The sequence below is a fragment of the Streptomyces sp. NPDC048248 genome (assembly GCF_043201875.1).
Lineage (GTDB): Bacteria > Actinomycetota > Actinomycetes > Streptomycetales > Streptomycetaceae > Streptomyces.
The window spans coordinates 258,370-278,762 of the sequence record NZ_JBICZL010000012.1 but is presented as its reverse complement, the minus strand read 5'-3'; the positions used below and the strand labels follow the sequence as shown (position 1 = coordinate 278,762).

At 72.0% G+C, this 20,393-nt stretch carries 19 protein-coding genes; 6 read left to right on the top strand and 13 right to left on the bottom strand.

Features of this window, described 5'->3' with window-relative positions:
* Positions 1 to 5: 5 nt before the first annotated feature.
* From ACGFZW_RS26890 to ACGFZW_RS26875, 4 genes are all read right to left on the bottom strand, one after another.
* The gene (locus ACGFZW_RS26890) at positions 6 to 542 is read right to left on the bottom strand and encodes a Uma2 family endonuclease (RefSeq protein WP_393895788.1); all 537 of its coding nucleotides are present in this window, start codon (positions 540 to 542) and stop codon (positions 6 to 8) included.
* Between the two features lie 117 nt (positions 543 to 659).
* The gene (locus tag ACGFZW_RS26885) at positions 660 to 1,541 is read right to left on the bottom strand and encodes a hypothetical protein (protein WP_393895787.1); all 882 of its coding nucleotides are present in this window, start codon (positions 1,539 to 1,541) and stop codon (positions 660 to 662) included.
* A 275-nt stretch (positions 1,542 to 1,816) separates the two neighbouring features.
* The gene (locus ACGFZW_RS26880) at positions 1,817 to 2,071 is read right to left on the bottom strand and encodes a DUF397 domain-containing protein (protein ID WP_393895786.1); all 255 of its coding nucleotides are present in this window, start codon (positions 2,069 to 2,071) and stop codon (positions 1,817 to 1,819) included.
* Positions 2,068 to 2,883: a Scr1 family TA system antitoxin-like transcriptional regulator gene (locus tag ACGFZW_RS26875; protein WP_393895785.1), complete on the bottom strand. Its 816-nt coding sequence runs from the start codon at positions 2,881 to 2,883 to the stop codon at positions 2,068 to 2,070. Before ACGFZW_RS26875 ends, ACGFZW_RS26880 begins: the two co-directional genes overlap by 4 nt.
* 87 nt (positions 2,884 to 2,970) lie before the next feature.
* Here ACGFZW_RS26875 and ACGFZW_RS26870 point away from each other — a divergent pair, with 87 nt between their 5' ends.
* A complete protein-coding gene (locus ACGFZW_RS26870) occupies positions 2,971 to 3,258 on the top strand; it encodes a hypothetical protein (RefSeq protein WP_393895784.1) in 288 nt (95 codons plus the stop codon).
* A gap of 195 nt (positions 3,259 to 3,453) precedes the next feature.
* A complete protein-coding gene (locus tag ACGFZW_RS26865) occupies positions 3,454 to 4,797 on the top strand; it encodes an IS701 family transposase (protein ID WP_393895783.1) in 1,344 nt (447 codons plus the stop codon).
* A 25-nt stretch (positions 4,798 to 4,822) separates the two neighbouring features.
* Here ACGFZW_RS26865 and ACGFZW_RS26860 read toward each other — a convergent pair whose 3' ends face one another.
* Positions 4,823 to 6,763 carry a helix-turn-helix domain-containing protein gene (locus ACGFZW_RS26860; RefSeq protein ID WP_393895782.1) on the bottom strand — a complete coding sequence of 647 codons (1,941 nt, stop codon included), beginning with the start codon at positions 6,761 to 6,763 and terminating at the stop codon, positions 4,823 to 4,825.
* A 280-nt stretch (positions 6,764 to 7,043) separates the two neighbouring features.
* Here ACGFZW_RS26860 and ACGFZW_RS26855 point away from each other — a divergent pair, with 280 nt between their 5' ends.
* Both ACGFZW_RS26855 and pabB read left to right on the top strand, forming a co-directional pair.
* Positions 7,044 to 7,751 (top strand): 50S ribosomal protein L11 methyltransferase, encoded by a 708-nt coding sequence (locus tag ACGFZW_RS26855; RefSeq protein WP_393895781.1) that lies wholly within the window; start codon positions 7,044 to 7,046, stop codon positions 7,749 to 7,751.
* Positions 7,751 to 9,841, top strand: a complete 2,091-nt coding sequence (pabB, locus tag ACGFZW_RS26850; RefSeq protein ID WP_393895780.1) for an aminodeoxychorismate synthase component I — start codon at positions 7,751 to 7,753, stop codon at positions 9,839 to 9,841. The genes ACGFZW_RS26855 and pabB overlap by 1 nt, the downstream gene beginning before the upstream one ends.
* 210 nt (positions 9,842 to 10,051) lie before the next feature.
* On the opposite strand, the gene ACGFZW_RS26845 is transcribed toward pabB, so the two are convergent.
* Entirely contained in the window at positions 10,052 to 11,167 is a 1,116-nt protein-coding gene (locus ACGFZW_RS26845; RefSeq protein WP_393895779.1) for a transaldolase family protein, read from the bottom strand.
* Positions 11,168 to 11,468: 301 nt separating this feature from the next.
* Here ACGFZW_RS26845 and wrbA point away from each other — a divergent pair, with 301 nt between their 5' ends.
* A complete protein-coding gene (gene wrbA / locus ACGFZW_RS26840; RefSeq protein ID WP_393895778.1) occupies positions 11,469 to 12,089 on the top strand; it encodes an NAD(P)H:quinone oxidoreductase in 621 nt (206 codons plus the stop codon).
* An 82-nt stretch (positions 12,090 to 12,171) separates the two neighbouring features.
* Here the strand turns inward: wrbA and ACGFZW_RS26835 are convergent, their stop codons facing one another.
* The 5 genes from ACGFZW_RS26835 to ACGFZW_RS26815 form a co-directional block, all read right to left on the bottom strand.
* On the bottom strand, positions 12,172 to 13,392 hold the full coding sequence (locus ACGFZW_RS26835) for an MFS transporter (RefSeq protein WP_393895777.1): 1,221 nt from the start codon (positions 13,390 to 13,392) through the stop codon (positions 12,172 to 12,174).
* Positions 13,392 to 13,664 (bottom strand): response regulator transcription factor, encoded by a 273-nt coding sequence (locus tag ACGFZW_RS26830; RefSeq protein ID WP_393895776.1) that lies wholly within the window; start codon positions 13,662 to 13,664, stop codon positions 13,392 to 13,394. Before ACGFZW_RS26830 ends, ACGFZW_RS26835 begins: the two co-directional genes overlap by 1 nt.
* 124 nt (positions 13,665 to 13,788) lie before the next feature.
* The gene (locus ACGFZW_RS26825; RefSeq protein WP_393895775.1) at positions 13,789 to 14,679 is read right to left on the bottom strand and encodes an amidohydrolase family protein; all 891 of its coding nucleotides are present in this window, start codon (positions 14,677 to 14,679) and stop codon (positions 13,789 to 13,791) included.
* 183 nt (positions 14,680 to 14,862) lie between these two features.
* Complete coding sequence (locus tag ACGFZW_RS26820) at positions 14,863 to 15,351, bottom strand: cupin domain-containing protein (RefSeq protein ID WP_393895774.1); 489 nt, start codon at positions 15,349 to 15,351, stop codon at positions 14,863 to 14,865.
* A 14-nt stretch (positions 15,352 to 15,365) separates the two neighbouring features.
* A complete protein-coding gene (locus tag ACGFZW_RS26815; protein WP_393895773.1) occupies positions 15,366 to 16,124 on the bottom strand; it encodes an SDR family NAD(P)-dependent oxidoreductase in 759 nt (252 codons plus the stop codon).
* A gap of 218 nt (positions 16,125 to 16,342) precedes the next feature.
* Between ACGFZW_RS26815 and ACGFZW_RS26810 the strand changes: the two genes are divergently transcribed.
* A complete protein-coding gene (locus ACGFZW_RS26810) occupies positions 16,343 to 17,800 on the top strand; it encodes an MFS transporter (protein ID WP_393895772.1) in 1,458 nt (485 codons plus the stop codon).
* Between the two features lie 526 nt (positions 17,801 to 18,326).
* On the opposite strand, the gene ACGFZW_RS26805 is transcribed toward ACGFZW_RS26810, so the two are convergent.
* Together ACGFZW_RS26805 and ACGFZW_RS26800 are read right to left on the bottom strand one after the other, a co-directional pair.
* Positions 18,327 to 19,526 carry an MFS transporter gene (locus tag ACGFZW_RS26805; protein WP_393895771.1) on the bottom strand — a complete coding sequence of 400 codons (1,200 nt, stop codon included), beginning with the start codon at positions 19,524 to 19,526 and terminating at the stop codon, positions 18,327 to 18,329.
* Positions 19,527 to 19,570: 44 nt separating this feature from the next.
* Entirely contained in the window at positions 19,571 to 20,362 is a 792-nt protein-coding gene (locus ACGFZW_RS26800; protein WP_393895770.1) for an arylamine N-acetyltransferase, read from the bottom strand.
* Between the last annotated feature and the right edge of the window lie 31 nt (positions 20,363 to 20,393).

The following is a 20,393-nucleotide window of genomic DNA, read 5'->3' as shown; positions in this document are numbered from 1 at the left end:
CCCGGTCAGTACGTGTAAAGCGCGGTGGTGTCGATTTTGGCGTCGATCGGGGCGCCGATCGGCACCGGCTCACCGAACTCCGCCTCCAGCGACGCCCGGTAGTGCTCACCGCTCGGCAGCGAGTAGAGCAGGCACTTGCCCTCTATGGGGTTCACGATGAGGTAGTACGGGATTCCGGCCTGAGCGTACTTCTTGACCTTTTTATCGGTGTCGTTCTCAGGGTTGGATTCGGAGACGACCTCCCCGACGAGGATGACGTCCTCCGCGGGAAACTGCTTCAGTTGTGTGCCGCGGTAGGAAGGGTCTGCCACCGAGAAGTCAGGCCGCAGGAGGGTCTTACCGTGCCAACCGCCGTAGGCCGTGTCGACCTCTGTCATGACGAACCACTTGGATAAGAGCTGGGACGCGATGGTGAGAACCATGTTGCCGTGAGCGCTGGTAACCACGGTGCTGAGGTAGACCTCTCCGTCGATCATTTCGGCGTGGTAGTCCGGGAACGCCGCGTCGAGTTCCTCGAAGCGCCGCATTTCTTCGGTCTGCACTGGGCTCTCCATCTGCGCCGTCATGGTGTGCCCTCCCCTTGCGTCCTGGTTCGTGCCAGCGTAGCTCTGAGTGAACGTCCCCGCACACAGGTGTTGCGCGTCTCCGCCCCCGTTGCCTCATGCGGCACGCCGAGCCTCCTCAGTCTCGTCACGGCAGTCCAGGCAGTGCCCCGGGTGGGTGGCGCGGAAGGCGCGGTCGCAGCCGTCGCAGTTCTGGAGGGGGACGACGGGTGGGCGAGCGGGGTCCCGGGGCGGGCTGGTGCGTGCCGGTGGGCGCAGGGCGGCCAGGCGGTGGGCCAGCAGGCGGGCCGGGCGGCGGGTGAGCCGCTCCGGGAGGCCCTGCGTGAGGGCGGCCGTGATCTCTTCGGCGGGCACGCCGCGAGCGAGCCAGTCCGTGACGGCCGGGGCCAGCGAGGCGATCTCGCGCTCCGAGAGCAGCAGACGGCGGTCGCGGTGGGGAAGTCGGGCCAGGACGTCCACGGCCTCGCGATGGGCTTCCGGGGCGAGGGGAGAGAGGGCGGCTTCCCGGGAGGGTTGGCGGGGCGGCTCGGGTGCCGGCTCGGCGGCCGGAGCGGGGTCGGATTCCTCGACGCGGGTCGACGCACGCTCCTCCAGCGAGCTCGGCAGGCCCGGCACTCCTGGCCGTCCTGACTGCCCCGGCAGGTCGTAGGCGAAGGTGCGGGTGATGATCCGGCCGCGCGGGCCGCGTTCGACGCGTCGCTCCAGCCAGCCCTCGTCCTCCAGCTCGCGTAACGCCTCGGCGATGGTGACCTTGCCCTCGGCGAAGTGCGTACAGAGCGCCTCGATGGTGATCGGTGCGCCGTCGGGGAGCGAGAGGATGTACGCGGCGACGCCGACCGTGACCGCGCTACCGGCGCGCTGCGCAAGGCGGTTGGCGAGGACGGTGAAGTGAGAGGTCTGGCGCGTACGGATGTGGGTGACGCCGCCGGAAGCGCGCGAGGGCGCGGACGAGGGCGCGTTAGACTGCGCTGAAGTCATGGGGAAGGGTTTTGCTTCCTTGTGATCAGGCCCTCGGACCGGGATTGCCGTCCCGCCGGGGGCCGTTCTGTGTGCGGTTGTGGTGCCACGCCGGGGCGTGACTCTGCGGCGAGCGTAACCGCATTCCGGACGCTTCCGTGCCCAACTCACCCGATGGGGTGAGCGGTTGGAGCGGCGGTAGGTGGGTGGGGTTCTCTGCCCGGGTTCTTTGGTTGGCCGTCCGGCTCACCGGCGGACGGTGGGGCGGAACCTGGTGCCGCCCCACCGGTGTCCGGTCAGACGGCTTCCGGTGCGACCTGCGCGTATGCGACGAAGGACGCCCAGGAGGCGGGGCTGACCGCGATCGAGGGCAGTGAGATGTCCTTGGAGTCGCGGACGTGGACGGTGCCGGGGCAGGCAGCCACCTCGACACACGCTTCGCCCTGCCCACCGCTGTAGCTGGACTTCCGCCAGGCGACGCCGACTTCGATGCAGGCTTCACCATCGCCGCCGCTGTGCCTGCTCTTGAACCAATCCAGTTCGGTGTTCATGCCTCTCCTGCCAGCAGACGCTGAATGAGGGCTCGCGACGCCTCGGCGTCGAGGGCCTGGGATCGAATTGTGCCGTAGCGATGACTCATCGCGCTGATGTCATCCGGTTCTGTGAGGAAGTAGCTGCCCTGTTGGCCCTCGACGTAACCGATGGTCTGGTGCTCAGGTGTCTCCAGCAGCGTCATCGGGCCATCCAGACCGGCATGGGTCTCACGGGCCAGCGGCATGACCTGGAGCTGGAGGTTGTGGAGTTCGGAGAGTTTGACGAGATTCCTCAACTCGCCTTCCCATACGGCCTGTCCGCCCATCTTTCGCAGGAGTGCGGGCTCCTCCAGGACGAACGTCATGCGGCAGGACGGTTTGCGGGTCAGCAGTATCTGCGTGGCGAGCCGGGCCTGAACGGAGCGTTCGATCTCGTCGTCCTCCATGCTCGGCCGTACGGACCGGAACACCGCCCGCGCATACTCCTCCGTCTGCAACAACCCGTGCAGGAAGTGGGTGGAGTACGCGTGCAGCGCCAGTGCCTCCGCCTGGAGTTTGACGTACTCCTCGGCCCACGCCGGGTGATGCTTCTCGGCCACGTCGGGGATCAGGACGCGCAGCAGGCCGTTCGCGCCCAGGGCTGCGTCGATCGCGTCGACGTAGCCCGGCTTGGGTGGTCGTTCGCCGCGTTCGACCATCGCGATCAGGGACTCGGAGTAGGGGACGAGCGCGCTCAGTTCGCGGCGCGTCATGCCGCGTTGCTCGCGTAAGTACCGGGACTGTTTGCCGAAGATCCGGAGGCTCACCGGCGGTTCGTCGTTATGGGGCATCGCACACCTCGCACAGTTGCGGAGTGGTAGCGCACAGTAGGCGCTGATCTGTGGCCAGGCTAGACGCGGACCGGAAGGCTTGTCCGCATGACGAACGAACCCCCACGATCCGAACCTTCCGTGCCGCAGATGAGGCTGCTGCCCTGGAGTACCCCGGACGACCGCCCCTGCTTTCTGATCACCGACGGTGCGGGCGGCCCGGTGTCCGATCTCGCCGACAGTATCGAGGAGATGCAGCTCGGCATCGGCGAGGAACTGCTGCGGCACGCGCGCGCCCTGCACGCCGATCCGAAGGTCCCGGACCGCGAATTCCGCTTTCTGTCGCGGCGGTTGGCGGAGGCGCTGAGTGACGCGTTAAGGGTCGCGCGGAACTGACCGCAGGGCGCCGGGCCGAGCGGGGGGTGGTGGTCCGGCCACCACCCCTCCTTCCACGGGAAACGCCCTGGCCAGGGCGGTCTTCGGTGGTCCGGTGCGCAGGGAGAGGGCTCAGGTGTGTGCCGGGCACACCTGGGCCGGGGTGGGCGCGGCGCCGCAGTGTGGACTCACCGAGCTGGATGAAGGGGGAGTCCGATGGGAGCACGAGCCGGAATTCTTGCCCGCGCCGACGTGACGCCGCAGGACGTGGCGTTCGACAACGCGGTGACCGACCAAGCAGTGACCGACCGCGCAGTGACCGACCGCGCCGACCACACGATGCCCGGCGGCGCGTGGGCTGAGCGGGACGCGTACGCCACGTATGACGGGGACGTCTTCGGGCGGCGCAGGGCCGAGCGGGCCGCGGAAGCTCTGGACGCCTGCCCGGAGCCCGGGCGGGCGCCCGACGAGCTGATCGCCGAGCTTGGCGGGCTGATGTTCGCCTCGCTGGCCCGCAGTGACCAGCGGCGCAAGGGCGAGCAGTACCTGCGGGGGCTGCTGGCCGCCGAAGGCCGCAAGTCGATCCGTAACATCGCGTCGTTCGTGGGGGACCGGGCCGCCGAACAGAGCCTGCACCACTTCATCAGCTCCTCCACCTGGCACTGGCGGCCGATGCGCGAGGCACTGGCCCGCTACGTCGACCGGGTGCTGCGGCCCGAGGCATGGGTGGTGCGCCCGATCGTGATCCCGAAGGCCGGCCACCACTCCGTCGGCGTCGAGCGGCGCTACATCCCCTGGCTCGGCCAGGTCGTCAACGGGCAGCAGGCGCTGGGCGCCTGGGGCGCGACCAAGGACGCGTCGATCCCCGTCGACTGGCAGCTGCTGCTCTCGGACGACGAGGCCGGCGCCGCGGGCGGGCGTCTGACAGGCACCCCGGTGGAGTGCGCCGCGGCGACGGTGACCGGGCTCGGCAGCGGCTCGGGCATCCGGCCCCGGCCCGTCGTCCTGGACCTTCCGGACGCCGATCTTCCCGAGGCCGTCCGGCGGTTCGGCGGCAGCGGGATGCCGCTGGTGGCCGTCGCCTCCGGCACCACCCTCCTCACCTCCGCCGACCCGGTGCTGCCGGGACTCGGCGACCGGGAGTTCTCCGCGCAGCGACTGCTCCACATGGTCCGTACGCTGCGGCGGCCCGTCGACTGGCACGACCCGCTGGAGGGGACCGTGCGGCGCAGCGACGTCGCAGCCGTCCAGGTGCGGCTCGCGGGGGCGCCTCGCTCCCGGCCGCTGCTGCTGGTGGGCGAATGGGACTCGCCGCGTGGCTGGCCGCGCACCTGCTGGCTGACCGACCTGCGCGGCGTCAGTCCGGCCCGGCTGCTGCGGCTGGGCAAGCTCGCGCTGCGCGTGGACCGCGATGTCGCCGAAGTGTCCCCGCAGGTCGGCCTGATGGACTTCGAGGGCAGGTCGTACGAGGGCTGGCACCGGCACACCACGCTGGCCTCCGCCGCGCACGCCGTCCGGATCCTCGGCGGCGGTGCGGACCGTGCCCTGCGCGCCGGCTGAGGCGGTGCACCGGATGCCCGGCGCCTCAGCGCGTCGGCTGCCCCGCGGTGCCGTCCTCGTACGGACGCAGCGCACCGCGCACCCGGTGCAGGCGCAGGGCGAGCTGGATCTCCAGGGTCTCGGCCGGCTTCTGCCAGTCGGGGCCCAGGAGTTCGGTGATGCGCTCCAGCCGGCGGGAGACGGTGTTCGGATGCACATGCAGGGTCTCGGCGGCGTACGTCGGGCTGCCGCCGGCGTCGAAGTACGCCTCCAGGGTCTGAACGAGCTGGGTGAAGCGCTGGGCGTCGTAGGCGATCACCGGGCCGATGGCGTCCCCGATGAAGCCCGCCACATCACGCACATCGCCGAGCAGTACGCCGAGGAAGCCCAGATCGCGGGCGGAGGCGGTGGTGCCGTGGCAGTCCAGGGCGGCCAGGGCGTCCAGACAGCGCATCGCCTCCGCGAGTGCCGGACGGACCGGGTCGAGACCTGTGAACGGGCCCGCCGCGCCGACCGTCACGGGGTGCTCCAACAGGGGCGTCAACGCGTCAGACACCTCCTTCGCGGCGGCGCCCGCGTCCTCCCCCGGCAGCAGCAGCGAGATCACGCCGTCGCGGATGCTGCGCAGCCCGCCCTTGCGGTAGGTGTAGGACGAAGCCCAGATGAGCGCCCTGCCCTGGGCCCCGCCCTCGGGTCTCGCGACGACCACGACATGTGGCCGGTTCAGATCGATGGACAGCCGGCGGGCCCGCTCCTCCAACTGCTCGCTCTGCCCCGGGGGCACCGCCAGCAGGTCGTCGAAGAAGGCGTCGCGGATCTGGCTCTCCGCGATGGTCGTGCTGCGCAGCATCAGCTGCATGATCGCGGCCGTCCTGGCGGTGTGCTCCAGCAGCCGCTCGTCGAAACCGGCCCGGCCGTCGGCCGGGCGTACCACCAGGGTGCCCAGGTCCTCGGCGCCCGCGGCGATCGCCGCGACCCAGGTGCCGTCCGCCAACGGGACCGGTCGGCGGTTGTGGTGCGCGTCGAGAGCGGCCCTGGCCAGGGAGTCCGGGAGACGCTCGGGCTGCTCACCGGCCGGGGCGAGCGTGGCGCCGTCCGGGCCGAGCACCAGCACGGTGCTGTCCAGCTCCTCGGCGGCCACCCGGGCCAGGGTGTGCAGATCGCCGCCCTCCAGCACCATGTCGGTCAGCCGGGCCTGCGCGCCGTGGCCCCGTGCGGCGTCCGCGAGGCCGGACTTGGCGGCGGAGATGTCCAGCTCCAGTTCGGCGATCTCGGCCTGTACGCGGTTGAGGGTGCGGGACTTCTCGATGGCGACGGCCGCGAGGTCGGCCAGAGAGGTCATCAGGGCGATCTCGTGCGGCGAGAAGTGCCGGACCTTGCGGTCCGCGCAGTACAGGACACCGAAGAAGGAGTCGGCGTGCCGCAGGGGCACCGCCAGGATCGCGCGCAGCCCCTCGGCGCGGACGACGCCGTCGACCTCCTCGGAGTGGGTGATGCGGTCGTCGGAGAGATAGTCCGGTGTCCAGAAGGGCGCGGAGCCGTTCTGCACGTCCACCGCCAGACCGGAGGTGCCGGGCACGGGCATGCCCTCGGTCAGCGCGGTGGTCTGGCCGTCCGCGCTGTGGACGTAGAAGTCGCCCTCCCGCTCCGCCGGGAAGCTGATGTAGGACATGTCCAGATGCAGCAGCCGGCGGGCGCGCTGCGTGATGACCTTCAGCAACGCGGTGAGGGTGTACGGCAGGGTGAGGTCACGGGCCGTCTCGACCAGTGCGTTCAGGCCGGCCTCGCGCTGCTCGCGGTGCTGGAAGAGCGCCTGGACGCTCAGTGCGAGTTCCCTGGCGCGTTCTATGTGGGTGAGTTGATCGGCCGGTAAGCCGGCGGCCCGCGCGTCATGGACGACGGCGTCGAAGGCGCTGGGCGGGGCTTCCTGGGCGAGCAGTTCGAGGACGGTGAGCGCACCGACCGCCGTCTCAGGACGCGAAATCACAAACTACCCCCCGGATGGAGCGAAATCCCCTCGCGCCTGGCTCGAACGTAGATGGTCGCGCCGGGGTAGTCAACGTTGATTTACCCGAGTGCCGGGTGAGGCACTTGTGCAGTGCTGAGGTGGAACAAAACCGTCCGGTCGAGGGTGTTCCGGGCACCGCAGAGGGCCTCGGAGAGTGTTGCCGGATGACCTTCTGGCCAAGGCCCACCGTGCGACAGGCTTACCGGCAGCGCGGCAACCGGCCGCGCCCAACCAGCCAACGGCACGGGGGAAAGCACCGATGCGTGCAGTACAGAGCTTTACGCGGTCGCTCGAACGCAGTGAGAACGCCCGGACCAGAGCGGACCGTCCGCAGGTGTTCTCGATGCGCGGCCGGGAGTGGGACCTGCTCGACGAGGTCTTCGCACCCAACTACTCGCCCTCCACCAGCGTTTCCCTCGAATTCCTGGGCTGCTTCGAGGACGTGGAACTACCCCGCCGCGGCTCGTTGCTGGAGGTCGGATCGGGGACCGGCATCGTCGCGGTGATGGCCGCGCTGATGGGCTGCGACCGGGTGGTGGCGTCCGACATCAACCCGCACGCCGTCCGCAACACCGAGCTCAACGCCCGCCGGCACGGCGTCGCCGACCGGCTGCGCCCTGTCTACAGCGACCTGTTCGCCGCGCTGCCCGAGAACGAGCGCTTCGACGTGGTCTTCTGGCACTCCAACTACGTCCTCGCGCCCGCCGACTACCGCTACCGCACCACCCAGGAATGCGCCTACGTCGACCCGGGATACGAAGCGCACCGCCGCTACCTCGCCGAAGCCCCCCGCTGGACCACCGAGGGCGGCACCGCCTTCCTGCACTTCAGCAGCCGCGGCGACCTGGACGCCCTGCACGCACTCGCCGAGGAGACCGGCCGCGCCCTGATCACCCGCCGACGGCGCGAGATCCAGGACGGCCCGGACACCGTGGAGCACCTGCTCCTCCAGGTGGTGGCGGCCTGATGCGTATCCTCCTGGTCGACAACTACGACTCCTTCACCTACAACCTGGTGCACCGGATAGCCGAGGCCACCGGCCACGAGCCGGTGGTGATGCGCAACGACGACCCGGCCTGGCGGCCCGAGACGCTCGACGGGTTCGACGCCGTCGTGCTCTCCCCGGGCCCCGGCAGCCCCGACCGCGAGGGCGACTTCGGCATCTGCCGGGAACTCATCCAGACCTGCGAACTGCCCCTGCTGGGCATCTGTCTCGGCCACCAGGGGCTGGCCCACTGGCACGGCGGCACCGTGCGCCGCGCCCCGGAACCCCGGCACGGCCGCACCTCGCCCGTCCTGCACGACGGCACCGGACTGTTCGCCGGTATCCCGTCGCCGATGGAGGTGGTGCGCTACCACTCGCTGACCGTCACGGACCTGCCGGCCGAACTGGAGGCGACGGCCTGGACCCCCGACGGAGTGCTCATGGGGCTGCGGCACCGGCAGCGGCCCATGTGGGGAGTGCAGTTCCACCCCGAGTCCATCTGCACCGAGCACGGACATCAACTCATGCGAAATTTCGTGGAGTTGGCCGATCATCACCGTCCCGCCCGCGCCGTCGCGCCGCCCACCGTGGCAGGCGCGGATGACCGCGACGGGAGCGCCGCGTCGCCGCCGCGCCGCCTGGAGGTCCTGGTCGAGACGCTGCCCACCCGCTGGAGCGACGAGGTGGTCTTCGACCGGCTCTTCCGGGACGGCCCGCACGCCTTCTGGCTCGACGCGGCACGCCAGGACGCCGACCGCGGGCGGTTCTCCGTCATGGGCGACGCCTCCGGCCCGCTGGCCCGCGTCGCACGCGCCGATGTCGCCGACACCACGGTCACCGTCACGGGCGCGCACGGCACCTCCCAGGTCACCGCGCCCTTCCTGGAGTGGCTCGACCGCGACCTGCGCGGCACGGACGTCAGGAGCCCCGCACTGCCCTGCGACTTCGCGCTGGGCTGGGTCGGCTACCTGGGCTACGAACTCAAGGCCCAGTGCGGCGGAGACCGGGCACACCGCTCCACGGAGCCCGACGCGACCATGGTCTTCGCCGACCGCGCCGTGGTCTTCGACCACCTGCACCGCGTCACCTACCTGCTGGCCCTCGCGGAGGACGGCGAAACGGCCGCCGCCCGCGGCTGGCTGGCCGACACCGCACGAAAGCTGGCCGACACCGCCGGCCGGACCCTCGGAGCGGCCCCCGACACGGCTCCCCTCGGCGCGCTGCGGCTGCGGCACGACCGGGAGCAGTACCTGGGGCTCATCGCGGCCTGCCAGGAGGAGATCGCCGCGGGCGAGACGTACGAGGTGTGCCTGACCAACATGATCGAGGGAGCCGGGGACCCCGACCCCTGGCAGACCTACCGGACACTGCGACGGGCCAGCCCGGCCCCGTTCGGCGCGTACCTGGCCTTCGGTGACCTGTCGGTGCTCAGCACCTCGCCCGAGCGGTTCGTCCGCATCGGCGCCGACGGGGTCGCCGAATCGCGCCCCATCAAGGGCACCCGGCCCCGGGGCGCCACCCCCGTCGAGGACGAGGCGCTGCGCGCGGAACTACGGGCCGACGAGAAGGACCGCTCCGAGAACCTCATGATCGTCGACCTGGTCCGCAACGACCTGGGACGCTGCGCCGCGCCGGGCACCGTGCGGGCCGACGAGATCTTCCGGGTCGAGACGTACGAGACGGTGCACCAGCTGGTCAGCACGGTACGCGCCCGGCTTCGGCCGGAGCGCTCGGCGGTGGACTGCGTCCGGGCCGCCTTCCCCGGCGGTTCGATGACCGGCGCCCCCAAGATCCGCACCATGCAGATCATCGACCGGCTGGAGGGCGGGCCGCGCGGCGTCTACGCCGGCGCCATCGGCTACTTCTCGCTCTCGGGCGCCGCCGACCTCAGCATCGTCATCCGCACCGTCGTCCTCACACCGGGCCGGGTCCGCTACGGCACCGGCGGCGCGATCGTCGCCCTGTCCGACCCCGCGGCCGAGTTCGAGGAGACCGCCGTCAAGTCGGCCCCGCTGCTCGCCCTGTCCGGCGGCTCCTTCCCGGACCGCCACCCGGTACCGCAACCGGCCTGACCGGGGCGGCAGTCGACCGGACAGACCGGGCAGGGGCCCACGGCGCACCACGGCCGTGCGGCCCCTGTTCCCGTTCCCCGACCGGCTCCAGGGACTCGCCACCGCACCGCGCGGGTGCGGGCATCCCGCCCCGACGCCCCGGGCGATGTCTGTCCTGAATCCTCGCCCGCACCGGCGAACAGTGGTAACCCCGTTGGGTTGGCGGGGCGTTCAGAACTCCGTGACGCTCAAGAGCTTGGCCACGCGCTCGCACAGTTCCTCCCACACGGCGCGTCGGCCGGCCAGCCAGGAACGCTCCAGGTCGGCCGAGAGACGCGCGAAGCCGACCCCGAACTCGGCGAGCGCGGCCAGATCGAGGCGGGCGGAGACATGGCGCCCCGAGAGGGTGTCACCGCTCAGCAGCGCCCGTCGCGACACCGCGTCCAGCGTGCGCCGGGACATCGAACTCGTCACGCCCCAGGCCACCAGACCGTCGGCGTAGCGGGTGTCGGGACCGGCCGGGCCGCGCGCCTCGGTCGCCGTCCACACCAGCCGTGGAGGGTGGGCGCCGGCCGCGGCCAGGGCCCGCCAGCGGTCACCGCCGAGCCCGCGTTCGTAAGCGTGGTAGACCAGCCGGGCGTGGGCGAGGGCGGTGCGCCCCATGGGCGGGCGGCCGGGCGCTGCACCGGCGTCGGCGAGCCGGGCGTCGGCCGCCGCGTCGACCGGGGCGATGGGCAGCGAGACGGCGGTGTGGACGGCGCCGAGGCGGAGGCCCGCACGCCGCGCCCGCTCCAGACCCGTGAACAGCGCGTCCTGCACCTGCTCGTAGCGGTCGACGGAGAAAACCGGCGTGACATCCACGCCGACGCCCTCGGCGACCAGCTCGCTGACCGCGCCGAGCGACTCCTCGGTGGGCGGCAGCTTCAGCAGCAGATTGGGCCGGTCCACCGCCCACCACGCCGCTCGGGCCTCGGCCGCCAGGGCACGGTCGGGGACCGGCGCCGGTTCGATGGAGACCAGGCCCGTACGGCCCGAACTCGCCCGGTAGGAACGCAGGAAGACGTCGCAGCCCCCGCGGGCATCGAAGGCCAGGAGACGGCGGGCCGCCTCCTGCGGGTGGCTGCCGCGCTCGGTGAAGTCGTCGAGCTGGGCGCGGTAGGCGGGACCCGTCAGGTCGTCGATGATGTCGTGGCCTGCGGTGGTGAGCCCGGCCAGCGGCCGCTCCGCGGCCAGCTTCGCCAGCTCACCCGACGTCAGCAGCTCCCGGCTCAGTCCGTCCAGCCAGACCGACACACCTTCGCCCCGCAGCCGTTTGAGGCAGTCACCGGTGGGCCGTCGCATCGTCATGGGGCGCAGTTCTCCCCTCAGGGCAACGTTCGGAAGCCGACAGCCGGGTGTTCGGGTCGGGAGCCGACGGCCGAGACGTCCGGGGGACGTCGGGACAGGTTCGTCACGACCATAGGGGCCCCGTAAGGGGCACGGCAGGACCTGGTCGGCTACTTCGTCAGGTGCCGCACGCTTTTCGCCAGATGCCCGTCGCACCTGACGAAGAGCGCTCCGCCGGCTGGCCGGAGCCCCGGCGTCTTCCGCACGCTCGGGCTTCACCCTGGGCCCGTCCGACCGACGGGCCGCACGCCGAGGAGGCACCGTGATCACCGCAGCCGTCGTCTACTACTCGTCCACCGGCAATGTCCACCAACTCGCCCGGTCCGCCGCGGAGTCCGCGCAGAAGGCGGGGGCCGAGGTGCGGCTGCGCAAGGTCGCGGAGCTGGCACCCGCGGACGCGGTGGCGGCCAACCCGGCATGGGCCGCACACGCCGCCGAGACGGCGGAGGTGCCGCTCGCCACCGTCGACGACCTGGACTGGGCGGATGTGATCCTCTTCGGCACCCCGACCCGCTTCGGCCTGCCGGCCGCTCAGCTCAAGCAGTTCATCGACACCACCGGCGGCCTGTGGGCCCAGGGGAAGCTGGCGCGCAAGGTGGTCGGCTCCTTCACCTCCACCGCGCAGGCCCACGGCGGCCAGGAGAGCACCCTGCTGGCGCTGAACAACACCTTTTACCACTGGGGCGCGCTCATCGTCCCGACCGGCTGGGCCGACCCGGTGCAGTGGTCCGCGCACAACGGCAACCCGTACGGGGCCAGCAGTGTCTCCGGCAACGAGCCGGGCGCCGTGCACGACGACAACCTGGCAGCCGTCGCCTACCAGGCACGCCGCTGCGTGGAAATCGCCTCGGCGCTCGAGCGGGGAGGGCTCGGGGTCGGCTGAGGGACCGCGCTGAAGGCAGCTGCGGCTGAGGGGCCCGGGCGACTCGCCCGGGCCCCTCAGCCGCGCCGCCTCCCGGGCAGGCTCATCGCCACCGACGGCCGGCCGCCGCACAGGCCCCGCAGAGGACCGCGGCGACCGTCGCGAGGGCGGCGAACAGAGCGGTGAACGCGCCCTGTTCGATCAACGGCGCGGCCAGGGCGACACCCGCCGCGCAGGCCAGTACGCCCGACATCGCGAGGACGGACGTGGCCGTGCCGCGTGCTCCGGGCGGCAGCATGCGCGGCGCCCAGGTCTGGAGCGTGGTGTGCAGGGGGCCCCAGGCGCAGCCCAGCAGGATCGCGGCGGCGAACACCACCGGGACCGTGGGCCGGACCGCGAGCAGCGCCGCCGCCAGCAGGCTCGCGCCGCCGCCCAGCGTCAGAAGCAGGGCGGGACGGGCAGGGGCGCGCAGCCGTATCCCGACGGAGCCGGCGCAGACGCTCGCCCCGTACACCACCGTGACCAGCAGCGCGGCGTCGCCGCCGGGGCGGACCGCGGTCAGCGTGGGGGCCAGCAGGGCGGGCAGCCCGAGCAGGACGAGACCCTCGGCCGTGCCCAGCCCTACCAGCGCCCACAGGCCCGGGGAGCGGATCAGGCCGGTCAGCGGGCGGCGCGCCCGTACGGCCCCGGGAGCGGCACCGGGCGGCAGGGCGCGCGCGTACCAGGTGAGCAGGGCGGCGAGTACCGCGACGACGGCGAACACCAGCCGCCAGCTCATGGACCGGGCCGCGAGCCCCGCCAGTACGGGCGTGGCGATGGCGGCGCCCGCGGTGAGGGTCATCATCCGCGCGTAGGCGCGCTGCCGGACGGTGTTGTCGCCGAGAGCGTCGTGGTAGAGGCCGGCGCAGGGCGCGACGGCGGCGAAGCCCGCGCCGCAGGCGGCGCGGGCAGCGACCCACAGGGCGGGGCTGTCGACGACCGCCGCCGCCGCGGCGGCCACGGCGGCGACGGTCAGGCCCCAGCGCAGCGCCCGGCGCGGCCCGTACCGGTCCGAGAGCCGTCCCCACAACGGCAGGGCCAGGCCCTGGCCCAGCGAGTAGGCGCCGATCGCGGCGGTGACCGTGGCCAGATCCGTGTGCAGGGACGTGGCGAGCACGGCCAGCAGGGGAGCGGTGAGGTGCCAGTCGGCGTTGCCGACGGCCGCCGCCAGGTGGAGGCCCGGCAGCCGGGCGGCGGAGCGCCCCCGCGGCGCCGCGGGCGCCGGCGCGGGGGCCGGTGCCCCGACGGCCGGGACATCCGGGGCGACCGGCGCGGCGGAGGCCATTACGCGGCCTCGCGGCCCTCGTCAGGGCCGGTGTCGTGGGTCAGGACGTACCGGGTCAGTGCCACCCGGCAGCCGATGTCCAACTTGGTGAAGGCGTGCCGCAGATGGGTGTCGACGGTGTGCGGCGAGATGCCCAGCCGCCGCGCGACGGCCCGGTTGGTGAGGCCCTCGGCGACCAGCCGGGCGACCCGCAGTTCCGACCGGGTGAGACTGTCCCACCCGAATGCGCGGGTGGGCGTACGCCGCGCCTTGGAAAGTGGCTGAATGGACATCGAGAAATCCCGTCCGTGAATTCCGCAGAGCGGCGTGAACGACTGGTGCACGCCTGAGTCTCGGTGCGGACGGGAAGCGCTGACAACGCGGACGCGCCCACTTCGTCAAGTGGGCCGGACTAGGTCAACTCCGCGCCAGCCGAGGAAAGAGGGAAAGGGCGTTCGAGCGGCCCACGGCGGCCCGGTCCTTTTCCGACCAGCCGTCATATTCCGCGAAACCGGCGGTGTTCTCCGTGGTGTGCGCGGCGGGCATGAAGGGGAAATCGCTGCCGTAGAGAATGCGCTCCGGATCGGCGAGCTTCTGCAGGGCGGGCAGCGAGAACTCGTTCGCGGACATCGCGATGTCGTAGTAGAGGCGGCGCAGCGTGGCGATGACGTCGGCGGGGGCCCGGTCGGCCAGATAGGACCCGATGGTCGGCCCGTATGTCAGGCGCTTGGCCAGGAACGGCAGCGTGCCGCCGGCGTGCGAGACGATCATCTTCAGGTGCGGCAGGCGGTCCAGGACGCCGTTGAACAGCAGGCTCGCGACGGTCCTGGTGGTCTCGAAGGTGAATTCGTAGAGCGACGGCGGGAGGTCGAAGGTCGCCAGGTCGCGGGCGGGGGGAGTGCCCGGGTGCACATGCACCGGCACCCCGCGGTCGGCCAGTTCGGCCAGCATCGGCTCGAACGCGGGATCGCCGAGATAGCGGCCGCGGTAGCTGGTGAGCACCCCCGCCCCGTCGAGCTTCAGCTCGTCGATCGCATAGCCGAGTTCGTCCTTGGCGGCGGCCGGGTCGGACAACGGGAGCACCGCGAACGCACCGAAGCGGTCCGGGTGCGACTCGATCAGCCCGGCGAAGTATTCGTTGACCGTCCGGGCCATCCGGCGGGCGGCGGCCGGATCCGCGTCGTCGTCGAGAAACGTCACGCCGGGCGCGGTGATCGACAAAACCGCGGTACCTATGCCGTTGCGGTCCATCACCTCCAGACTTTCCTCCGGAGACCAGGTCGGATAATCGACCCCGGGAATCGCCACCCGATTTCCCAGCGATTTTGCATAGGCGGGCGGAATCGCATGGTGGTGGACATCGATGAGTGACGGCAGACCCTGCATTACTGCTCCCTCTTCCGGTGCGGGGGGCGCGGTTTCCGGTGCGGGGGCGCGGCCCGGCGCGTTCCGCGGCCCCGGCACTCTTCCGTGCGGTGTGGGTGGGCGGCGCTATACGTACGTCGCGCCGTATTTGGAGACGATGCGCATGGCGTTCTCCACATCGTTCTCGTACTGGCTCGGCGGGGGCGGCGGCGTGTCCTCGTCGGCCGGTGTGCCGACCTCGGCGAAGAATTGCTCCACCCCGCCCGGCAGGAACATGATCAGCATCTTGCAGGGCTGGTCGGAGACGTTCTTGAAGCCGTGCACCGTGCCGTGCGGAACGAAGACGAACGAGCCTGCCTCGGCGGTCAGTTGCCGGTCGCCGTTGACGAGCTCCAGCTCCCCTTCGAGGAGGTAGAACGCCTCGTCCTCCTTGTGGTGGATGTGCGGCGGCGGCCCGCCACCGGGCGGCACGATGCCCTCCATCAGCCCCAGGGCGCCGTTCGTGCTGTGCACATCGGCCTTGATGGTGTAGCGGTCGCCGAAGACCCAGCGGCTCAGGCCGGCCCCCGGCGGTACGTAGATGGCGCGGGGCGCCCGCTCGTGATCGAAGCTCATGGCCGGTCCCCTCCCTACGCGCTGACGCCGCCGTCGATGACCAGGTCGTGGCCCACCGCGAAGCCGGACTCCGACGCGGCCAGCCACAGCACCGCGGACGTCGCCTCGTCCAGCGTCCCGGCCCGGCCCAGCGGCAGCCCGTTCGCCATCCGGTCGGCGCGCTCCGCCTCGGTCTCGCCGGGCAGCAGCGGCCACAGCGGAGTGTCGATCGGGCCGGGGCTGACGGCGTTGATCCGGATGCCGTCGGCTATGTACTCCTTCGCCGCCGACCGGGTCAGCTGGGAGACGGCGGCCTTGGAAGCGGAGTAGGCGCCGAGGCCCGGGATCGTCACATGGCCGAGGTTGGAGGCGTTGTTGACGATCACGCCGCCACCGTGCTCGCGCATGAAGCCGATCTCGTGCTTCATGGAGAGGAACACGCTGGTCAAGTTGGTGGCCAGCACCCGGGCGAACTCCTCGTCGGGGACCTCGGCGAGGTTCCCCGCGGTGAAGGTGCCGGCGTTGTTGAAGGCGATGTCCAGGGCGCCGTGCCGCTCGGCGACGGTCGCCACGACGTGGGCCACGTCCTCGGGCACGGAGACGTCCGCGACGACCGCACTCGCCGTGCCGCCCTCGCTCTCGATCAGCTTGACCGTCTGCTCGATGGTGTCGGCCGTCCGGCCCGTGACGACGACGGCCGCGCCCTCGCGGGCGAAGGCGAGTGCGGTGTTGCGGCCGATGCCCGAACCGCCGCCGGTGACCAGGGCGACCTTCCCGGCGAAGGGTGCTGCCATGGTGAACTCCTCAGCTGTGCATGGATGACATGCGGGTCATGGGGTGTCAGGTGCTGCCGGGCGACGCGGCCCGGCACCCGAAACAGTGGCCCGACGGCGGCCCGCACACATCCCACGAACACGTGATGTGCCGGGGCCCCCGGGCGCGTGACGCTGAGGGGTGTTCCACCCCCTCGCGCACGAGCGGGGTTCCCCACTGCCTGATCGGGAGTTTCCGCATGGCTGAAATCGCCGCCACCGACGTCCGACCACGCGGCCGGTCCGCGGGTCGCGAAGCACCCCCCGCGCGTCCCCCCTGGCCGGTCTTCTTCCTGCTCGCCGTCATCCAGTTCATGGTGATCCTGGACGGCAGCATGGTCGTATCGGCCATCCCCTCCATCCAGCGCGACCTGGCCTTCTCGCCGTCCTCCATCGCCTGGGTGCTGGACGCCTACATGCTGGCGTACGGAGGGTTCCTGCTGGTCGGCGGAAAAGCCGCGGACACCTTCGGCCGCCGGCGGCTGTTCTGCTGGGGCCTGGTGGTCTTCACGCTGGCCTCGCTCGCCTGCGCCGTCTCCACCCAGTCCTGGCACCTGATCGCCGCCCGCGTCGCCCAGGGCCTGGGCGCCGCACTGGTCTCGCCCGCCGCGTTCGCCCTGGTGACCGACCTCTTCGAGGAAGGCCCGCCGCGAAACCGCGCCATGGTCCTGTGGGGCGGCATGAACGGGGTGGGCGGGGCGGCCGGCGTGCTGCTCGGCGGCCTGTTCTCCGCCGTGGCCTGGCAGTTGGCCTTCCTGATCAACATCCCGATCGGCATCGTGGTGTTCGCCCTCGCGCTGCGGGCGCTCCCCAAGGGCCGCCCCACCACCACCGGCGGCATCGACCTCACCGGCGCGCTCGCCTGCACGGGTGGCCTGACCCTCGTCATCTACGCGGCGGTGCGCGGCGGCGCGCAGGGCTGGCTGGCACCCACCACCCTGCTGCAACTCGCGGGAGCGGCCCTGCTGTTCGGCGCGTTCGCGGTACGTCAGCGCACAGCCCGCACCCCGCTCGTTCCGCGGGTGCTGTTCCGGATGCCCAACGTCGTGCTCGGCAACGCCGCGAACCTGCTCGCCGGGGCGATCCTGCTCGGCGGTTTCACCGTCGCGAGCCTGTATCTCCAGCAGGCGCGCGGGCTCGACCCCGTGCCCGCCGCGGCCCTGCTGGTCCCGCCCAACGTCGCCGCGCTGATCGCCTCGCAGCTGTCCGGCCGGCTCATCGCCCGGCTCGGCGCGGTCACCACCCTGATCGGGACACTCGCGGTGCAGGCCGCGGCCGGCGCCTGGTGGGCGCTCGCCCTGGACGCGGACGGGCCGCTGCTGACCGCGTTCATCCTCCCGTCGGTGGTGTGGTGCGCGGCCCTCGGCGCGGCCCTGCCGTCCCTGTACGTGGTGTGCACCGGCGGACTGACCGAGGACGTCGCGGGCAGCGCTTCCGGCTGGGTGCAGACGACGATGGCGGCGGGTAACGCGATCGGCGCGGCGGTGCTCACCGCGGTCGCCGCCGAACGTACCGCGGCGGCCTCCGCTCCCAGCGGCGCCGACGCGCTCACCTCCGGATACGCGGCAGGGCTGTGGGTCGCCGCCGGACTCGCCGTGGCCGGCGCCCTGCTGGCGCTCTGGCTACGGGTCCGCCGCACGACCGCCCCGACACCCTGAGCACGCCTCCGCGCCTCCTCCCCGCGCCCGAACCGGCCGCGCCCCCATTGCAGGGGGGCGCGGCCGGGGGCGTTGGGGGCGGGTGCGTGGCTCAGCCCTCGGGGGCCCTGTCGTGTGTGGACGAGCGGCTGGGGTGAGGGGGCCGTACCGGGTTGCGGTGCCGTGAGCCTTCGAGCCGCTCGGCGTTGGTGCCCGGCGCACTGCCACTGCCCGGGGCTCGTCGAGGGCGGGGGCGCTCTGCACGGCAGCCGAGAGCTGGCCGGGCCCATGGAGAGGGCGTGCCCAGGGGCGCGTACATCGTGGCTCGGTACGACTTCGGGGCGAGGCGCGCGGTGCTGCCGTGAGCGCTGAACCGGGTCGCTCGATGAACCGAAGGACTTCATGGGCTACTTGGGAGTTACGAAGAGGGTGGCGGCTGTCCGTTCCTGCGCCGCCGCGTCGGCAGGCCGCACCCGCACCCGCACCCGTGAATGCGCGCAGGCCCCCGCGGTGTTCGCGGGGGCCTGCGCTCGGGGGTGGTGGATGGTCAGGAGGTGCCGGCCTCGACGGGGTGTGCGGGGGCGGCGGCCGGTGCGGGGGTGAGAGCGGGCGTGCGGGCCTTGAGCCAGCTGCGGGTTCCGATGACGGTGGCCAGCAGGACCAGGAGCGCGGCGGCGAGCGTGATGGCCCGGACGTCGAAGACGTCGATGACCCGGCCGCCGTACCAGGAGCCGAGGGTGGCGCCGACCTGGAGGGCCGACACGTTCACGGTGACCGCCAGGGTGGGCGCCTCGGCCGCGGCGCTCAGCACGCGGCCCTGGAGCGCCGGCAGGATCGCGAAGGTGGCGACGGCGAAGAGGAAGAAGAAGGCCCAGGCCAGGGCCGTCACCGGGGCGACCACCCAGAACAGCGCGCTGGTCACGGTCAGCGCGGCCAGGGTGCCGGCGAGCGTCGGAAGCAGGGCACGGTCGGCCAGCCGGCCGCCGACCCAGTTGCCGACGATCGAGCCGACGCCGTAGACGACCAGCATCACCGGCACCGACGACTCGGGGAAGTCGCCGACCTGGGTGGCCAGCGGCACCATGTACGTGACCACGGTGAAGAAGCCGCCGGTGGCCAACGCGGTGGTCAGGATGCCGGTGCGGATCTCCTTCTTGGCGAAGACCCGCAGCTCGTCGCGGACGGACGTGGGCTCCCCCTCGGCGCCGCCGGGGATCAGCACCGCGAGCATGACCACGCAGAGCAGGGAGAGCACCGCCGTCGTACGGAACGGTGCCTGCCAGCCGAACTGCTGGCCGATCAGGGTGCCGAGCGGAACACCCAGCACCGACGCCAGGTTGAAGCCGAGCAGGACCTTGGAGACGGCCGAGCCGGCCTTCTCCGGCGGCACCAGGCTCGCCGCGACGACGAAGCTCGCCGCCGCGAACGTGCCGTGCGAGAGGGCGGCGATGACGCGGCCGACGATGAGCACACCGTAGGTCGGGGCGAACGCCGCGATGGCGTTGCCGACGGTGGCGGTGACCATCAGGGCGAGCAGCAGGCCGCGACGGGACATCCGGGTGGTCAGCCCCGTGACGAGCGGGCCACCGAAGACCACCGTCGCGGCGTAGGCGGTGATGACCAGCCCCGCGGTGGGCAGGGACACGCCCAGCCCGGCGGAGAGGTCTTCGATCACCCCGCCGGGCAGCAGCTCGCCGGTGCCGATGACGAAGAGCGACATGGTGAGGGCGAAGAATTTCAGGAACATCAGGGGATCTCTCTCTAGGCTCTTTCGGCCTGGTGAGGCATGGCTCAGCCGGCCGCGGGGGCGGCCGGCGGGTGGGGCAGGGCGTCGAGCTCGAACCCGAAGTAGGTGCGGTACGCGTCAAACACCGCGGCGTCGTCCGGCAGTTCCTCCTTGGTGCGCTGCCCGTCGGCGACCCGGACGAGCTTGCGGCCGCTGAGGGTGACCCGGCCCTCGGCGGTGGGCCGGGTACAGAAGAGCTGGGTGAGGAACGGCGAGTCGGCGGAGTTCTGGAACCACCAGAGCGTCGGCCGGAAGTCGTCCACGACGCGCGGGCGGGGTTCGAAGCGGTACTGGTGGGAGCCGTTGCGGTAGACGTCGATGTCGCCGTCGGGGGCGCCCTTGAGCTCGAAGGTGCCCTGCGGGTCCTCCTGCGGCGCACGCGAGTCGAGCCGCAGCGGGTGGCGGAAGCCGCGGCCGTAGCCGACGTCGACCAGCCACGGTTCGGGGGAGTCCTCGGCGATGACGCGCAGGATCAAGTGGCCCATGAGAGGGCCGAGTTCGCCGTTCTCCAAAACCCGCCCCGCCATGACGGTGACGTCGTAGCCCAGGGCCCGCAGGACCTCGGAGAAGGCGCCGTTGAGCTCGTAGCAGCCGCCGCCGCGCCGCTGTTCGGTGATCTTCGGTATGGCGCCGGCGCCGATGTTCACGGGCAGCCGCAGGTTGAAGTCGATGTTCTCGAACGGTATGGACAGCACGTGGCGCTCGTGCAGCTCGCGCAGTGCCGCGCCGGTCGCACGCTCGGGCCGCTTGGTGCCCATACGGTGCAGATACGCGTCGACAGCCTCGGGGGTCAGCATGGATGCTCCTCGGTTCGCGGGTCGGGAAGGT

Excerpts from the sequence above, each read along its gene's own strand:
- ACGFZW_RS26885 (WP_393895787.1), bottom strand. The coding sequence starts at position 1,541 with ATGACTTCAGCGCAGTCTAACGCGCCCTCGTCCGCGCCCTCGCGCGCT.
- ACGFZW_RS26880 (WP_393895786.1), bottom strand. The coding sequence starts at position 2,071 with ATGAACACCGAACTGGATTGGTTCAAGAGCAGGCACAGCGGCGGCGAT.
- ACGFZW_RS26875 (WP_393895785.1), bottom strand. The coding sequence starts at position 2,883 with ATGCCCCATAACGACGAACCGCCGGTGAGCCTCCGGATCTTCGGCAAA.
- ACGFZW_RS26870 (WP_393895784.1), top strand. The coding sequence starts at position 2,971 with ATGACGAACGAACCCCCACGATCCGAACCTTCCGTGCCGCAGATGAGG.
- ACGFZW_RS26865 (WP_393895783.1), top strand. The coding sequence starts at position 3,454 with ATGGGAGCACGAGCCGGAATTCTTGCCCGCGCCGACGTGACGCCGCAG.
- ACGFZW_RS26855 (WP_393895781.1), top strand. The coding sequence starts at position 7,044 with ATGCGTGCAGTACAGAGCTTTACGCGGTCGCTCGAACGCAGTGAGAAC.
- pabB (WP_393895780.1), top strand. The coding sequence starts at position 7,751 with ATGCGTATCCTCCTGGTCGACAACTACGACTCCTTCACCTACAACCTG.
- ACGFZW_RS26845 (WP_393895779.1), bottom strand. The coding sequence starts at position 11,167 with ATGACGATGCGACGGCCCACCGGTGACTGCCTCAAACGGCTGCGGGGC.
- ACGFZW_RS26835 (WP_393895777.1), bottom strand. The coding sequence starts at position 13,392 with ATGGCCTCCGCCGCGCCGGTCGCCCCGGATGTCCCGGCCGTCGGGGCA.
- ACGFZW_RS26830 (WP_393895776.1), bottom strand. The coding sequence starts at position 13,664 with ATGTCCATTCAGCCACTTTCCAAGGCGCGGCGTACGCCCACCCGCGCA.
- ACGFZW_RS26820 (WP_393895774.1), bottom strand. The coding sequence starts at position 15,351 with ATGAGCTTCGATCACGAGCGGGCGCCCCGCGCCATCTACGTACCGCCG.
- ACGFZW_RS26815 (WP_393895773.1), bottom strand. The coding sequence starts at position 16,124 with ATGGCAGCACCCTTCGCCGGGAAGGTCGCCCTGGTCACCGGCGGCGGT.
- ACGFZW_RS26810 (WP_393895772.1), top strand. The coding sequence starts at position 16,343 with ATGGCTGAAATCGCCGCCACCGACGTCCGACCACGCGGCCGGTCCGCG.
- ACGFZW_RS26805 (WP_393895771.1), bottom strand. The coding sequence starts at position 19,526 with ATGTTCCTGAAATTCTTCGCCCTCACCATGTCGCTCTTCGTCATCGGC.
- ACGFZW_RS26800 (WP_393895770.1), bottom strand. The coding sequence starts at position 20,362 with ATGCTGACCCCCGAGGCTGTCGACGCGTATCTGCACCGTATGGGCACC.